Annotated in this window: 16 protein-coding genes; 14 read left to right on the top strand and 2 right to left on the bottom strand. The window is 66.5% G+C overall.

Annotated elements, in window-relative coordinates; genetic code table 11:
• Window positions 1–93 precede the first annotated feature (93 nt).
• The 3 genes from ACIHFB_RS26380 (at window position 94) to ACIHFB_RS26370 (ending at window position 2,718) form a co-directional block, all read left to right on the top strand.
• Entirely contained in the window at window positions 94–831 is a 738-nt protein-coding gene (locus ACIHFB_RS26380; RefSeq protein ID WP_365282072.1) for an SDR family oxidoreductase, read from the top strand.
• Between the two features lie 199 nt (window positions 832–1,030).
• A complete protein-coding gene (locus tag ACIHFB_RS26375) occupies window positions 1,031–1,753 on the top strand; it encodes an aldolase/citrate lyase family protein (RefSeq protein WP_365282035.1) in 723 nt (240 codons plus the stop codon).
• Window positions 1,750–2,718 (top strand): cyclase family protein, encoded by a 969-nt coding sequence (locus ACIHFB_RS26370; protein WP_400128093.1) that lies wholly within the window; start codon window positions 1,750–1,752, stop codon window positions 2,716–2,718. The genes ACIHFB_RS26375 and ACIHFB_RS26370 overlap by 4 nt, the downstream gene beginning before the upstream one ends.
• A gap of 99 nt (window positions 2,719–2,817) precedes the next feature.
• On the opposite strand, the gene ACIHFB_RS26365 is transcribed toward ACIHFB_RS26370, so the two are convergent.
• Window positions 2,818–3,270, bottom strand: a complete 453-nt coding sequence (locus ACIHFB_RS26365; protein ID WP_365282033.1) for a MarR family transcriptional regulator — start codon at window positions 3,268–3,270, stop codon at window positions 2,818–2,820.
• A gap of 76 nt (window positions 3,271–3,346) precedes the next feature.
• Window positions 3,347–4,060, bottom strand: a complete 714-nt coding sequence (locus ACIHFB_RS26360) for a DJ-1/PfpI family protein (protein ID WP_365282032.1) — start codon at window positions 4,058–4,060, stop codon at window positions 3,347–3,349.
• 126 nt (window positions 4,061–4,186) lie between these two features.
• Here ACIHFB_RS26360 and ACIHFB_RS26355 point away from each other — a divergent pair, with 126 nt between their 5' ends.
• From ACIHFB_RS26355 to ACIHFB_RS26305, 11 genes are all read left to right on the top strand, one after another.
• Window positions 4,187–4,609, top strand: a complete 423-nt coding sequence (locus ACIHFB_RS26355) for a MarR family winged helix-turn-helix transcriptional regulator (protein ID WP_400128092.1) — start codon at window positions 4,187–4,189, stop codon at window positions 4,607–4,609.
• A 94-nt stretch (window positions 4,610–4,703) separates the two neighbouring features.
• A complete protein-coding gene (locus ACIHFB_RS26350) occupies window positions 4,704–4,874 on the top strand; it encodes a rhodanese-like domain-containing protein (protein ID WP_365282071.1) in 171 nt (56 codons plus the stop codon).
• Window positions 4,875–4,898: 24 nt separating this feature from the next.
• A complete protein-coding gene (locus ACIHFB_RS26345; protein ID WP_400128091.1) occupies window positions 4,899–5,036 on the top strand; it encodes a rhodanese-like domain-containing protein in 138 nt (45 codons plus the stop codon).
• A gap of 288 nt (window positions 5,037–5,324) precedes the next feature.
• Window positions 5,325–6,647 (top strand): MFS transporter, encoded by a 1,323-nt coding sequence (locus ACIHFB_RS26340; protein WP_365282030.1) that lies wholly within the window; start codon window positions 5,325–5,327, stop codon window positions 6,645–6,647.
• Window positions 6,648–6,784: 137 nt separating this feature from the next.
• Window positions 6,785–7,927 (top strand): serine hydrolase domain-containing protein, encoded by a 1,143-nt coding sequence (locus tag ACIHFB_RS26335; protein ID WP_365282029.1) that lies wholly within the window; start codon window positions 6,785–6,787, stop codon window positions 7,925–7,927.
• A gap of 35 nt (window positions 7,928–7,962) precedes the next feature.
• Entirely contained in the window at window positions 7,963–9,390 is a 1,428-nt protein-coding gene (locus tag ACIHFB_RS26330) for an NAD(P)-binding domain-containing protein (RefSeq protein ID WP_365282028.1), read from the top strand.
• A 63-nt stretch (window positions 9,391–9,453) separates the two neighbouring features.
• On the top strand, window positions 9,454–9,876 hold the full coding sequence (locus tag ACIHFB_RS26325) for a nuclear transport factor 2 family protein (RefSeq protein WP_365282027.1): 423 nt from the start codon (window positions 9,454–9,456) through the stop codon (window positions 9,874–9,876).
• A 44-nt stretch (window positions 9,877–9,920) separates the two neighbouring features.
• The gene (locus tag ACIHFB_RS26320; RefSeq protein ID WP_365282026.1) at window positions 9,921–10,784 is read left to right on the top strand and encodes an alpha/beta hydrolase; all 864 of its coding nucleotides are present in this window, start codon (window positions 9,921–9,923) and stop codon (window positions 10,782–10,784) included.
• Window positions 10,785–10,807: 23 nt separating this feature from the next.
• Window positions 10,808–12,196: an amidase family protein gene (locus ACIHFB_RS26315; RefSeq protein WP_365282025.1), complete on the top strand. Its 1,389-nt coding sequence runs from the start codon at window positions 10,808–10,810 to the stop codon at window positions 12,194–12,196.
• Between the two features lie 30 nt (window positions 12,197–12,226).
• Window positions 12,227–13,216, top strand: a complete 990-nt coding sequence (locus ACIHFB_RS26310; RefSeq protein WP_365282024.1) for an alpha/beta fold hydrolase — start codon at window positions 12,227–12,229, stop codon at window positions 13,214–13,216.
• Window positions 13,213–14,217 carry a helix-turn-helix domain-containing protein gene (locus ACIHFB_RS26305; protein WP_365282023.1) on the top strand — a complete coding sequence of 335 codons (1,005 nt, stop codon included), beginning with the start codon at window positions 13,213–13,215 and terminating at the stop codon, window positions 14,215–14,217. The genes ACIHFB_RS26310 and ACIHFB_RS26305 overlap by 4 nt, the downstream gene beginning before the upstream one ends.
• Window positions 14,218–14,221: the final 4 nt, after the last annotated feature.

The following is a 14,221-nucleotide window of genomic DNA, read 5'->3' as shown; positions in this document are numbered from 1 at the left end:
ACCCAATGCTGTCTGACTGGCATTTGTGCCGCGGGATGAAGGCTGTCGGCCGGTCGGGAGCGGATCCTTCGATCAGGGAAATGGATGAAGACTATGTCGGGTATCGATGGCAAGGTCGTTGCTATCACGGGTGCCGGCGCGGGTATCGGTGCTGCTACTGCGGTCCTGCTCGCCGAGCGCGGTGCGAAGGTCGTCCTTGGCGGTCGGCGCGTGGATGCCCTTGAGGCGGTGGCTGCGCGGATTACGGCCGGCGGCGGTGAAGCCGCTTATGTGAAGTCGGATGTGACCCGGCGCAAGGGCCCGGCCGATCTGGTTGCGTTGGCCTGCGAGCGGTTCGGAAAGCTGGACGTTCTCGTCAACAACGCCGGAGTGGGTCCGATCTCGCCGCTGGCTGAACTGCGCGTGAAGGACTGGGAGCTAATGGTTGATGTCAACCTCAAGGGTGTTCTGTACGGTATAGCTGCTGCGCTTCCTGTCTTCTATGAGCAGGGGTTCGGTCACATTGTGAACACTGCCTCCACGTCTGCATACACCACGTCGCCGAATATGGCGGTCTACTCTGGGACGAAGGCCGCGGTGACCGCAATCTCCGAGGGCCTGCGAAAGGAATCCGGCGATGCTCTGCGCGTGACCATCATTTCGCCCGGATTCGTCCAGACGGGATTCGTGGAGGCCGTGGAGAGTCCCGAGGTGAGGGCCCAACTCATTGCGGCCCGGGACAAGTTCGCCGTGTCGCCGGAGTCAATCGCTCGCGCCATCGCCTTCGCCATCGAGCAGCCGGACGACGTCGACGTGAACGAGGTCGTCGTTCGACCCACCGCGCAGAGCTGACAGGCGCCCGTAGCAGTTGGGACGGCGGTAAGCCTCCTGGGAGCCAATACAGCTGATAGGACTCGGTGCGACGATATTTCGCACAGAGTCACCGCACAGTGGGCATCGATCGAATGACGAGGTACCAAGCATGAAAGCGAATCGACCGCGCCGAATTCGTAGCAGATGGGAAGCTGGCGCTACCTCCTATGGTGTCGCCGTGCAACTGCCCAGCCCGGATGTGATCGAGATTGCAGGACAGACAGGTTTTGACTACGCCTGGATCGACGCTGAACACGGCTGCTTCGGGCTTTCCGAGATTCGGGAGCTGATCCGAGCCGCGGACGCCGTAGGAATGGACTCGATTGTGCGGGTGGCCGATCGCGAACCGTCGTTTATACAACGTGTCCTTGATCTCGGAGCTACTGGCATCATGGCCCCGCATGTGCGGACCGTCGAGGAGGTGACACGCCTGGCGAGTTCGGTCCGATACAGCCCGCGGGGGATTCGAGGCGCCTGCCCCTCGGTGCGCTCGGTGGGCCACATCACCACCGACTGGTCCATTGACTACCGAACGGCAGATGCGGATGTCCTCGTGTTCGGCCTCATCGAGGACAGCGAGGGCGTAGAAAATGTAGAGGCGATAGCTCAGTCGGGACTGGACGGCCTCCTGTTCGGCCCCTTCGACCTCGGCATGGCCCTTGGCTTCGACGGCGACGTCACCCAGGAGGACCTGCGAAAGATCCATGACCGGGTGGTCCTGGCATGCCGCCGTGCCGGCATCGAGTACGTGGTCGCCAACGGCCCGTGGGAGTTCGACGGGATTGCTGCGACCGACTCGAGGGTCGTGACGGTCGCCGGGGACAGAGGCCTGTTGTTCGACGGATTTTCAGATGCCCTCCAAGCGCTCAACTACGCGACGGTGAAGGGAAGCCAGCGATGACAGACGACGTCGTGACCGGCCGGAAGGCCACAGAAGACGAGGTCCTGGAGTACTTCACGACCCTGTCCAATTGGGGGCGTTGGGGCGAGGATGACCGCCTCGGCACACTGAACACCATCACGGACGAGGTCCGGTCCGCCGCGGCCCGCACGATCCGAACCGGGCGGGCGGTGTCGTTGTCCCGCGACATAGATCCGCGCGCGGGCGATGCACTCGGCTCTGGCATCGCCCAGGTGCACCGTTTCACGGGTCTGAACGAGGTCGAGGAACACTTCGGCAGCCCGCTGCGGTTCGACGCTGTCACCGAATATGTGGGGATCGCTGCGCATGGATCGAACACCCACATCGACGGTCTCGCGCATTACTCGTGGGATGGCACCAACTACAACGGCTTCCCGGCTTCCGAGAACAAGTCGATCAGCGGCGCGCGCAAGCTCTCGGTGCACCACGCCGAACACGGCTTCCTCACTCGCGGCGTACTGCTCGACATCGCAGCGCTTCACGGTGTCGAATGGCTCGATCGTGGCCACGCGGTCATGCCGGAGGAGTTGAAGGCGGCCGAGGCCAGGCAGGGGGTCACGGTACGCGCCGGTGATGCCCTGTTGGTCCACACCGGCAATGTGGCAGCCATCCTTACTGAGGGCCCCGACGCGATCGGTCCCGCTGCCCGTCAAGCCGGCCTCCACGCGAGTTGTCTGCCCTTCCTACGTGAGCGGGACGTCGCCGTACTCGGCAACGACGGGGTCCAGGACGTGCAGCCATCCGGGTACGGTCCGGATCTCACGCGCCCCGTTCACACGGTCGGACTCGTGGCGCTCGGCCTGTGGCTCGTCGACAACATGAACCTCACCGAGCTCGCTGCGGTGTGCAAGGAGGAGGAGCGCTCGGAGTTCTTCTTCGCGGCGCTGCCTTGGCGGATGGTCGGCGTCACTTCGAGTGCCAGTAACCCCGTCGCGCTCTTCTGACCCTCGCGGACCGAGTGGAGGCAACGGTCTCCCGTTCCTTGCGCGTACCTCAAACGAAGAGCCTCGCCAAGTTCGGCATGCCAGAGCACGTGATCCCCATCAGGACTCCGCGGGCTGGATGTTGATCGGGGCTCTAAGCGTACGGGTGAAGAATTCGTCCAGTGTCTCTTTCTGGTCTTCTGCCGAGTCGGCCAGGAATTCCGTATCCAGATCGGAGACGATATTCCGCGCTTCGGACAGCAGCGAGCGGCCGTGCTCGGTCAACTCCAGCCGCGCGCGGTGCCCCTGTCCCTGTAGGTCGCGCTCCACCGCCCCCAACTCTTCCAGCATGAGGACGGTGGCGCGCATGCTCTGGCTCGTGACGCCTGCTCGGCGGGCCAAGTCGCTGTACGACAGGTCGGCGTTGCGGGAGATGTGTCCGAGCGCGCCGAAGAGTCGCATGGACAGGCCGATATCGGCGAGCCTTGCTTCCAGCCGCTCCTGCAGACGTCGGCCGGCGGCGATCACCAGCATGACGGTCGACAGCGAACTCTCTGGCGCCTTGCTGCTCACCTGGGCTCTCCCTACCGATCGCGACTCGTACTGGGCTCTCGCGATAACAGTGTCCCAGGTCGTCGGACTCCGATGATCAGGCCGGCTGCACCGTTACGCCGAGCCGCTTGGCCGCCCGTTCCGAAACCTTGAGGTATCCGGCGGTCAGGTCGGTTGTCATGGCGACTGCGGCCTCCGTGAGCTCGGGGCCGGCCAGGTCCGGTGTGCCGACCCCGAACAGGGGCTTCGGTGCGTACTCCATGCTCAGCTCGGCCAGCCTGGCGGCCTCCGTGCCCCGGAGGTGCTGGATCAGCTGCACGGCGACTTCGAAGCTTCCGGTCGCGGGGCCGGCGGTGATGCGATTGCGGTCTTCCACGACATTGCTGGTCGGCACCGATTCCGCGCCGTAGTACCGCAGCAGGTCGTAGACGTGGAAGTTGGTCGTGGCCCGGTAACCGCGCAGCAGGCCGGCCGCACCCAACAGCAGGCTTCCCGAGCAGGTGCCCGCGACCCACTTCGCGCGACTGCCGCGGTCGGCAAGAAACTCCAGTGTCTCGGCGTCCTCAAGGATCTCGGCGGGTGTGGCTCCCGCGCACAGGACATCCAGGTCGGCAGGGCACTCCTCGAAGGTGGTGGTCGCGCGCGTGGGGAAATGCGGGAAGCCGGAGATCTCGTCCCGGTCTTTCCAGACGAGATGCACGTTCACGTCGGGCAGCACTCCCAGCGCGGTGTGGAAGCCGATGATGTCGACCGGCATGTAGCCGGGGCATACCAGGATCGCGATCTCGAGCTTGCGCGGTACGTCGGTCATGTTCCTTCTTTCTCTCGTCTCCGCCTCGGAGAACTTGCAGTCAGGCTACAAGTCATGGTGTAAGTGTGCCTTAAAGATGACCACCGAGGCCATGTGCAGCCCGTCGGCGGCAAGTAGCCTGCACCCATGCCTGCTGAGTCGCCGCCCTTCAGCCCTACTGTTGCGCTTCTTGCGGTGGGTCGGGCCTGGGAGGGGGAGTTCGCCGAACGTCTGAAGCCCCTCGGGCTGACCACTCGCAACTTCGGACTGCTCGGTCACGTTCGTGGCGCCCCGGGTATCTCGTTCAGCGAGCTGGCCCGGCGCTCGCGCATCACCGTGCAGAGTGTTCACGCAGCGGTCGTGGCGTTCGTCGAGGCCGGCCTCGTCGATGATGGGACGGCATCCGCCGGCTCCGCGTCGAGTCTGTGCGTCACGGTCGAGGGTGAGTCGCTGTTGGCTCAGGCTGCCGAGGTGGTGGCCCGCCTCGATGAGGAGTTCACCGCGAAACATCCGGGTCTGGCGGACGCGCTGCGTGCCCAGATGGGTCAGGTGTTGGGGGAGAAGCGATAACCTTCAGGTAGCCTGAAGGTATGCATTCCCTGTTGCGGTCTGCCCAAGGCTCTACGGGCACTCTCCGCGGCCTGAGGCTGGCGGTGTGGAGCGCATGAGTCTTCGCCACTACCTGCGCCGATCGCCGTCCGTATCCGCTGCTGAGGCAGTCCGTCTCGTCGCGGACGGCGCACTCGTCGTGGACGTTCGCCGCGAGTTCGAGTGGAATCGGGTGCATATTCCGGGTGCCGTCCACGTGCCGCTCGAGGAATTGCCCGGCCGTTGACTGGAGCTCCCCGATGACCGTCTCATGATCACCTTCTGCACCGGTGGCATCCGCTCTGCCGGTGCGGCGAACTTACTTGTTGAAAACGGGTTCGACGCGGTCAACATGAGCCGTGGCCTCATCGACTGGCGCAGCGCCGGTGGACCGCTCACCACTCGGTGAGCTGGTTCGTCTCCCCGTGTATTCCCTTCACTTGGATGGGCGCTAACCGACACGAGTTTGCCTTCGACACCCGCTACCGGGCGTTCCCGCGCGGCTGGTCGCCGGCCATGGGTTCTGCGCTCAGGCCGATGAGCTGTGCACTCCTTCGGAACTTCACTGCCGGTGCCGCCTATACGGTCCCGAACGAGACGCTCCCGCACGCCCATTGCGGGTGCCGTGCCGTGGTCAGGGCGAGCACGCAACCGATGTCTCGGCTCCGTGCCCCGAACCAGCATAGAGGTCCACACCATGACGGTACTGGGATCCGGATCTGACGAGGAGCGGTCACGCCGCCACCGCCTGTTCGTTCTCTTCCTGCTGACGGCGGCCTACACGGTCAGTCAGATGGACCGCTCCATGATCAATATCCTGATGGAGCCGATCAAGCTGGACCTCGGGTTGTCCGACACCCAGCTCGGACTTCTCACCGGACTCGCGTTCGCCCTCTTATACTCGATTCTCGGGGTTCCCGTCGCCTACCTCGCAGATCGCACCAACCGGGCGCTCATCGCCGTCCTGGGAGTCGCTGTCTGGGCAGTGATGATGCTGTGCACGGGGTTTGTCTCCAGGTTCATGCTGCTGCTTCTCGTGCGGGTCGGAGCCGGCGCGGGCGAGGCGGGTGTGTTTCCCGCCAGCTACTCCCTCATCGGGGACCACTTCACCGCGCAACGCAGAGTCCGGGTCTTCTCGGTCTTCATGACCGGCGTAGGCCTGAGCATCGCCCTGGGATTCATCCTGGCCGGGTGCGCCAACCAGACCTTCGGTTGGCGCACTGCCTTCATCATCGCCGCCGTCCCCGGAGCGCTGCTCGCCATCCTGGCCGCTCCGACCTTGCGTGAGCCGCGCCGCCGGCCCGGGGCGTCCGCGCCGTTGCAGCTCAGGCTGCCACTGACGGGGGTGCTCGCGATCCTCAGTCGGAATGGCTCGTTCCGGAGCATCGTGCTCGCGGTGATGCTGGCGAATGTGGATGCCATGGGCGTCAGCCAGTGGGCCGGAGTCTTCTACACCCGTGCGCATCAGATTTCTTCAGCGCAACTCGGTCTCTGGCTCGGCCTGGTCGCCGGCGGCAGCGCCGCCCTCGGCACTCTGCTGGGGGGTTTTGCGGCCGACAGGTGGTTTCGTGGCCAGCCAGGCAACCAGCTGCGGCTCGCGGCGGGACTCACTGCCACCCAAGTCCCGTTCGTGCTGCTCATCCTCTACGTTCCGAACGCAGTGGCCTCCCTCCTGCTCCTGATACCGCTCTACGTCGGATTCTTTGCCTACAACGGTCCCGTGCTGGCCATCACCCAGGATCTCGTCGACGCCAGGGTGCATGCCGTCGCCGTCACCGCGATGGTGCTCAACCTGGTCGGCACGGGTCTTGGCCCGCTGGTGGTCGGCGCGCTCAGCGATCTGTTTACGCCCTATCTGGGCAACGGCGGGCTCAAGCTGGCGATGCTCATCACGGCCCTGAGCGCGCTGGCGTCGGGCTGGATGTTCGTCCGGGCCTCGCGCTCAGTCGCCGGAGACCTCGAACGCCCGCAGACCGCCGTGCCCCGCACACTGACCGAGGCTGCCGAGCCCGCTCCCTGATGTGGCGGCCGCGTCCTCAGCGGCCACGGTCTGCGCACACACGACATGGCCTGTGCACTTGCACGACATTGCGGCCGGTCCGCCTTTCCTAGATTCGAGTCATCAGCAACCCACCCTCATGACGAAAGAGGACTGCCATGAGCGGCGCTACCTCCCCTCGCAACCTCAGGGTCGTCGGTGACGTCTCCGAGCAATTCGAGGCCGTACGAGACGTCTTCGTGCGCTGCATCGGGGCCTTGCCCTCGGGCGGAGCGGCGTTCGCCGTGTACGTTTCCGGGCGTAAAGTCGTCGACCTGACCGGCGGATCGTTCTCCGAGGACACGCTGGCCCAGGTGTTCTCCGTGTCGAAGGCCGTCACCGCCGTGGCCGTGGCACACGCAGTAGAGCACGGTCGGCTCGATGTCGGCATTCCACTGGCGCACCACTGGCCGGAGTTTCGTGGTCCGGGGCGTGACACCATCACCCCCCGCATGGTTCTCGGCCACTCTGCCGGCCTGCCGGCCGTGGGCGAACCGCTCACCAGGGAGGATCTGCTCACGGGCGGCCTCGATGCCGCCGTCGCGCGGCAGGAGCCGTTCTGGGAGCCGGGTACCGCCCACGGGTACGGCGCCTTCACATTCGGTGCCCTGCTCGACGGTGTGTTCATCAGGCAACTCGGCTGCACCGTCGCTGAGTACGTAGCGGAGCACATCGCCCGTCCCGCGGCGCTCGACATCTGGTACGGGCTGCCCGAGGACCGGCAGAGCCGGTCGGTGCCCACACGCTTCGTACCGCCCGTCGTGACGCCCGCAGCGCTCGCCGCTCACGAAGCGGGGACCGCGATCCAGGACGGGAGCTTCGCCGCCGTCGCTGCCGACCCCACCGCCTTCTTCCAGGACCCTGAGGTACAGCGCGCCCAGTGGCCTGCGATGTCGGTGTTCGCGACTGCCCGGTCCCTCGCAAAGCTCGCCGCGCAGACCGTCGGCGCCGTCGACGGCGTGCGCGTCCTGCACGAGAAGGGACTGGCCCATCTCGTCACGCCCACGTCCGTCGGATGGGACCGGGTCCTGCTCCAGCGGATCAAGTGGGCGGGCGGCGTGGAACTGGCGCGGCCACAACTGCCCCTCCTGGGCCGGGAGTCGTTCGGTCACCAGGGCGCCGGCGGCAGTGTCCTCGCCGCCGATCCCCGCCGAAAGGTCGGGGCGACGTTCACGACCGACACGGCGATGCCCGACCTCGGCGGATCGGAATGGGCCACGGTCCTCCTCTCGGCCGTCGACCGGTGCCTTGAGGACGCCTGACCTTGATCGCACGACGCACGAACGGAGAAAGCCGCATGCCAGCGTCACCCCAAGTCGACCTACCGGCCGCTGAGTTGCCGACCACCTACTGCGTCGTCGGGGCCGGTCCGGGCGGACTGATCGCCGCACGGGCTCTGCGACGTGCGGGGATAGCTGTCGAAATCCTGGAGCGCTACCACGAGGTCGGCGGCATCTGGAACATCGATCACCCCGGCTCGCCCCTCTACGAGTCCTGCAACTTCATCGCCAGCAGCAAACGCGGCGGCTTCATCGGATACCCGATGCCGGCCGACTACCCCGACTACCCGACCTGGCAGCAGATCAGGGATTACATCCATGCCATGGCCGACGCGTTCGACCTGCGCCGGTTCGTGACCTTCTGCGCCGAGGTGGTCGCTGCCGAGCCCGTCCGCACGGCTGCGGGAACCTACTGGACGGTCCGCCTCGCCGATGGCCGGACCAGGGACTACCGGGGGATCGTCTACGCAGGCGGTCATGAGTGGAAGCCCAACCTTCCCGACCTCCCCGGAACGACGTCGTTCGCCGGGCGCATCATCCACTCCAAGGATTACCGCAGCACCTCCGAGTTCGACGGTCGCCGAGTCCTCGTCGTCGGGGCAGGGAACTCCGGGGTGGACATTGCGACGGACGCCGCGTTCATGGCCGAGCAGGCGTATCTGTCGACACGACGCGGCTACTGGTTCCTGCCCAAGCAGGTCTTCGGCGTTCCGATCACCGAGTACCTCGACGGCAGCGAGAGCCTGCCCGACCACCCGATGCTGGAAGGACTCGACGAGGAGAGGCGGGTTGCGATGCTGCTGGCCATCGTCGGCGATCTGACCCGCTTCGGACTGCCGGCCCCTGACCACCCGGTGACGGCCACGCACCCGATCGTCAACAACAACGTCCTGCACTACCTGGCGCATGCCCGGCTGGCCTGGGTCCCGGACGTCGTACGGCTCACCGAAACCGGGGCGGTCTTCGCGGACGGTACGGAGCGCGAGGTGGACACCATCGTGTTCGCCACCGGATACGACATCGAGATCCCGTGGCTGCCAGAGGGAGCCGTCGAGTATCGCAAAGGCAGGCCGGTGACCCATCTCGCAACGTTCTTCCCGGGCCTGGAGAACTTCTACGCCGTCGGCATCCAGCACGCCGCCGATCACGGCTATCAGAACTTCGACGAGTTCGCCCAGCTCGTCGTCGCCGACGCCCGGGCCACCCTGACCGGCCGGGGCCGCGAGGCCATCGAAGAGATCAAGAACGACTACCGGCCGGATCTCAAAGCAGGGACACCGTTCGTCAACACCCGCAGGAACGAGAATCAGTGGAGTTCCCCGGCCCTGCGCACAACTGTCGAAGATCTGCGCAAGCGATTCGGTATCGAGATCCCGGAGTGGGACGACCAGGAGTTCTATCGCCCTCTCCTCGTCGCAGCGAACGCGGGGCGCCCCGCGGCCTGACCCTCCCGATACTCAGCCACCGCGCCCAGGATCCACTGCCCACACAGAAATGAGGACACCGCCATGGTCCGATTCACCTCTCTGCCCGCACCTGAACTCGACGAAACCAGGCACCCCGATTTGACGGCCGGGGAGCGGAACAACCTTGACCTCGTCCTGCGTGCTTACGACGCGATCACCAAGGACGCCGAGTCCGACCTCTCCCCGTACTACTCCGACAGCTACCGCGACCACGCCAGCGGCGTCGTCCCCGGAGACCTGGACGGATTCCGCGCCTTCCTGAAGGGCTTCCGCGAGAGCTTCCCGGACGGCGAGATCGTCATGGACCGCGTGCTCGCCGACCGCGCGTACGTGTTCGTTCAAGGCCGCGGCCGGCAGCAGCCGAACGATGAGTGGAGCCACACCATGGAGCTCTTCCGGATCGAGTCGGACCGCATCGTCGAGCACTGGGAAGTGCTGGAAGTCGTCCAGGGCCCGAAGCAGTGACGTCCGAGCGGGACCGCGGTACCGCCGCGAAGGAGGAATCCCAGATGAACGTGATCAGCCCGGACGGCGTCCGGCTCAGCGTGAACGTCCGCGGCAGCGGAACGGGCACGCGCATTCTGCTCCTGCACGGCGTCGCATCGAGTCGGCGAACCTACGACTGGCTTCCGCGCGATGTCACCGACGGCCGCGAGTGCATCAGCTACGACTTCCGTGGGCACGGCGAGTCAGGGCACCAGCCCGGGACCTACGACCTCGGTCACTATTACGACGACACGGTCCAAGTGATCGAGAAGGTCGGTGCGCCGGTAGTCGTCGTCGGGTTCTCGCTCGGCGGGCTGGTCGGCTGGCAGCTCGCGCAGCGGCGGCCCGATCTCGTCCGTGCCGCGTTTCTGGAGGACCCCCCGCTGTTCTTCGAAGAGATCTATGACGACGGCGTGCTCCCGGACATGTTGCGCTTCACCATCGAGCAGGAGATGGACTGGCTCGCGCGTGAGGTCAGCGTGGACGAGGCTGCCCGCGAGCTCGCCGGTAACCCTCTCGGACCGGAACGGGTCTGGGGCGATCTGCATCATCCGGACAGCGTGCGTGTCCTCGCCGAGGCCACGTTGGCCCGCGATCGGGGAACGATGGAAGCCGCGATAGACGCAACGATGGTGTCGGGTGTGGACCGTGAATCGCCCTTGCAGGTTCCCGTCTCGATCATCGGCGGAGACCGGGAGTTCGGCGCCGTGTTCGGGCACGCCCACGCCGCTCAGCTGCGGGAGCGGCATCCCGAGGTCGAGGTTCACAACGTCGTCGGGGCGCCTCACTGCGTCCACGACTCCTTCGCGGGCCGGGAGGACTACCTCGCCTGGCTGAGTCCCTTCCTCGCCAAGTACGCCGAGCCCGACCAGGCGTTCAGCGCCTGACCGTGAGTAGTGCGGAGGCCATCGTGGATCGACGTGCAAGAGGGCTTGAGGACTGGCGAGAGCTGATCGCCACCGACCCGCGCGCTGCTCGGGACCGCGCCCGGGGCGCGGCACTGGAGAGTGCCGCGGACCTCGGAGCGTTCCTGAGCGTGGCCGAGCCGGGCTCCGCGCCACCGCAGCGACGGACCCGGGGAATGACAGGTGTGCCCTTCGCAGTGAAGGACAACATCGACACCGTGTCTCTCGCGACGACAGGTGGTTCCGCCGTACTGGACGGTTCGTTGCCCCGTGCGGACGCCGGAGTCGTTCGGCGTCTGCTCGACCGGGGCGCCTGGGTGGTCGGCAAGACCAACCTGCACGAACTCGCCCTGGGGGTCACCTCGGAGAACGGGGCGTTCGCGGACGTACGGAACCCGTACGACGCCGGGCGATCAGCCGGTGGGTCGAGCGGGGGGAGCGCGGTCGCGGTCGTGGTCGGCGCGGCGGCCTTCTCCCTCGGCACCGACACGGGCGGTTCGATGACGATCCCCGCGTCGTGCTGCGGTGTCGTCGGGTATCGGCCGACCCGTGGCCGGTACCCCGTCGACGGGCTCCTGTCGATTTCCTGGACACGGGACAGCATCGGCGTGATGGCCGCATCCGTGGCGGACGTGATCGCAGTCGACGCAGCAGTGACCGGCCGACGCCCGAGGCGGCCCCGGCGGCGCCGCGGCCCCGTGCGGCTGGGTGTCCCACAAAACCGCATGAACGATCTCGACGACGAGGTGGCCGCCGTCGTCGTCGAGGCGTTCAGCCGGCTGGAGGGGAGCGGGCTCGTCGAACTGCACGATGTGTCGACAGCCCTCCTCGACGCGCGCGCGTTCGAGCATGGGTTCGCTGTGGTCGCCTTCGAGGCCCCCCGTACCGTCGAGGCGTATCTCAGCGAACTACGGCCGCCCTACAACGAGATGGACCTGGCCACGCTCGCATCCGGAGCACGGTCGGGGGACGTGAAGGCGTTGCTCGACCGCATAATGGCCGACCCTGTTGGGCGGGATGGCTACTGCCGGGCACGGGACGCGCGCGACGCCGTGCAGACCGAATACCGGCAGGTGGCCTCGTCGGCGCAATTGGACGCACTGCTCTACTCGACCATCCCCTCCCGCCCGCCGCTGCTCGGTGAAGGCGCTGCGATGGCGCACCGCGGCCGGACCGTGGAGACCTTCCCCACCCTGACCCGGCACACCGAAGCCGGAGCATTCGCCGGCAATCCGTCGATCAGTGTGCCCGCCGGCCGGGACCGCGGAGGCCTGCCAGTCGGACTCACAGTCGAGGGGCTACGAGGCACCGACGACCGGCTACTGGAAATCGCGGCCATGGCCGAGAAGGCGCTGGCCGGTGCCGAAGTGCCTGTCGGGACCGGAGAGAGGTGACCCGTGGCAGAGATCATCATGACTCACCGCATGGATGAGCTCCCGCTTGAGAACGGGGAGGCCCTGCGCGACGTAGAGATCCGCTACCGGACCTACGGGAGGCTGAACGCCGAGCGCAGCAACGCCGTCCTGAATCCGACGTGGTTTCTCGGCCGGGACACGGACAACACGTGGGCGATCGGGTCCGGGATGGCCCTGGACCCTGACCGGTACTTCGTGGTGGTACCGAACCTCATCGGCAACGGCGTATCGACCTCGCCATCGCGTGCGGCCGCCGAGCACAGCGGCGCGAAATTCCCCGTGGTGACGTACCGGGACCAGGTACGGGCCCAGCGTGACCTCCTGGTCGAAACGCTGGGAATCGAGCGACTCCACGCCGTGGTCGGCTGGTCGATGGGCGCCGCCCAAGCCCTGCACTGGGCCGTGGAGCACCCGGCGTCGGTCGGCCGTGTCGTGGCCTCCTGCGGAACGGCCCGCACCACTGAACACAACCGGGTCTTCCTCTCCGGCGTCGCCGCCGCGATCACGGCTGATTCCGCCTTCGCCGACGGCCGCTACCGGGAGCAACCGGTCCGCGGTCTGCGCGCCGCCGGGCGGGTCTACGCGGGCTGGGCCTTCAGCCAGGCCTTCTATCGGGAGCAGGCATACCGCACACTGGGTTTCGGATCCAGTGAGGAGTTCGTCGCCGGGTTCTGGGAGGCGATGTTCGTGCGGGACAGAGACGCCAACGACGTGCTGTCGATGATCGAGACCTGGAAGCGGGGCGATGTCGCGTCCGGCACGCGCTTCGACGGCAACCTCGCAGCCGCACTGGGCACGATCACCGCACCCACCTTGATCCTGGCAGCCGAACGGGACCTGTATTTCTGCGCCGAGGACCTTGAGTACGAGGCCTCCTGCATCCCTGGTGCCCGGTTCGAGGTGTTGCCCGGAGTTTGGGGACACGCTGCAGGGGCGGGCGTGAACCCGGCCGACAACGCGGTCGTCGACCGGCTGACCTGTGAGCTGCTGGAACGATGACCGAGATCTCTGCCGCGCTGCGCGGCAATGTCCGAAGCTCGATCGCCCGTGGGACGGGGCGGATCGAGACGGTGGATGCCGATCCGGCCGAGTGGGAGAGAGTAATCGGCGAGACCCTCGTCGATCTGGAGCTCTTGAGGCCGACCGCACGGCAGTTCCTCGGGACGTTGACGACCCGCGGCGCCGTGGACATATTGCTGTCCGACATCGCAGCCAGCGCGAGTTGGGGGACAACCGGTCGGGGCGCCAGCGGCATGGCGCCGGAGTACATCTTCTGCCACCAGTTGAGCGGCAACGGCGTCATCGACCAGGACGGACGCACCGTCACGCTTTCCGCAGGCGGCCTGGCCGTGTATGCCGCGCACCGGGAGGCGGCCATCGTCTTCGGGGATGAGTTCCGGGCTGTCTCCCTGCATGTGCCCGGCCATCTGTTGGACGTTCCGAACACCGCCTTGGACGAGATGACGGCTCGCGACCTCACGAAGCCTGCCAGCGGTCCGGTCTTCGCGCTCGGCGAGTACCTGCGGTGGATGAACGGCGCGATCGATCGTGCCCGTTCCGAATCTCGCGGCCGAATGGTCCTCACCGCCGTGGACCTGATCAGCTCGGTGGCGCGGGAATGGTCGGGCCATGACGCCGCCACTGCGGTCGCACGTACGGGACCGTCCCGCCGGGCAGAGATGCTCGAGTTCATTGAACGCAACCTCGGCGCTCCGACCCTCGGGCCAGTCTCCATCGCGAACGCGCATTACGTATCGGTCCGTTACGTGCACGCCCTGTTTCAGGACTATGGTGAGACCGTCAGTGCCTATATCCGGGCGCGTCGGCTCGCAAAGTGCGCCCGAGCCCTTGCTGATCCGACTCTGACTCACCTCTCGGTGGCCGCGATCGGCAGAAGTTGGGGATTCGAGAGCGCTCCCCACTTCAGCGAGCTGTTCCGCAAGACTTACGACGAGTCGCCCTCGGGCTACCGTCGTCGGCACGTCGGGCTCGTCACCTGATTCT

This window comes from Streptomyces sp. NPDC051963 (assembly GCF_044593495.1).
Taxonomy (GTDB): Bacteria; Actinomycetota; Actinomycetes; order Streptomycetales; family Streptomycetaceae; genus Streptomyces.
This window is presented reverse-complemented; position numbering and strand designations above follow the sequence as displayed.

Bases quoted from the DNA above. Each gene is read 5' to 3' on its own strand.
- ACIHFB_RS26380 (WP_365282072.1), top strand. From the start codon at position 94: ATGTCGGGTATCGATGGCAAGGTCGTTGCTATCACGGGTGCCGGCGCG.
- ACIHFB_RS26370 (WP_400128093.1), top strand. From the start codon at position 1,750: ATGACAGACGACGTCGTGACCGGCCGGAAGGCCACAGAAGACGAGGTC.
- ACIHFB_RS26360 (WP_365282032.1), bottom strand. From the start codon at position 4,060: ATGACCGACGTACCGCGCAAGCTCGAGATCGCGATCCTGGTATGCCCC.
- ACIHFB_RS26355 (WP_400128092.1), top strand. From the start codon at position 4,187: ATGCCTGCTGAGTCGCCGCCCTTCAGCCCTACTGTTGCGCTTCTTGCG.
- ACIHFB_RS26350 (WP_365282071.1), top strand. From the start codon at position 4,704: ATGAGTCTTCGCCACTACCTGCGCCGATCGCCGTCCGTATCCGCTGCT.
- ACIHFB_RS26345 (WP_400128091.1), top strand. From the start codon at position 4,899: ATGATCACCTTCTGCACCGGTGGCATCCGCTCTGCCGGTGCGGCGAAC.
- ACIHFB_RS26340 (WP_365282030.1), top strand. From the start codon at position 5,325: ATGACGGTACTGGGATCCGGATCTGACGAGGAGCGGTCACGCCGCCAC.
- ACIHFB_RS26335 (WP_365282029.1), top strand. From the start codon at position 6,785: ATGAGCGGCGCTACCTCCCCTCGCAACCTCAGGGTCGTCGGTGACGTC.
- ACIHFB_RS26330 (WP_365282028.1), top strand. From the start codon at position 7,963: ATGCCAGCGTCACCCCAAGTCGACCTACCGGCCGCTGAGTTGCCGACC.
- ACIHFB_RS26325 (WP_365282027.1), top strand. From the start codon at position 9,454: ATGGTCCGATTCACCTCTCTGCCCGCACCTGAACTCGACGAAACCAGG.
- ACIHFB_RS26320 (WP_365282026.1), top strand. From the start codon at position 9,921: ATGAACGTGATCAGCCCGGACGGCGTCCGGCTCAGCGTGAACGTCCGC.
- ACIHFB_RS26310 (WP_365282024.1), top strand. From the start codon at position 12,227: ATGGATGAGCTCCCGCTTGAGAACGGGGAGGCCCTGCGCGACGTAGAG.
- ACIHFB_RS26305 (WP_365282023.1), top strand. From the start codon at position 13,213: ATGACCGAGATCTCTGCCGCGCTGCGCGGCAATGTCCGAAGCTCGATC.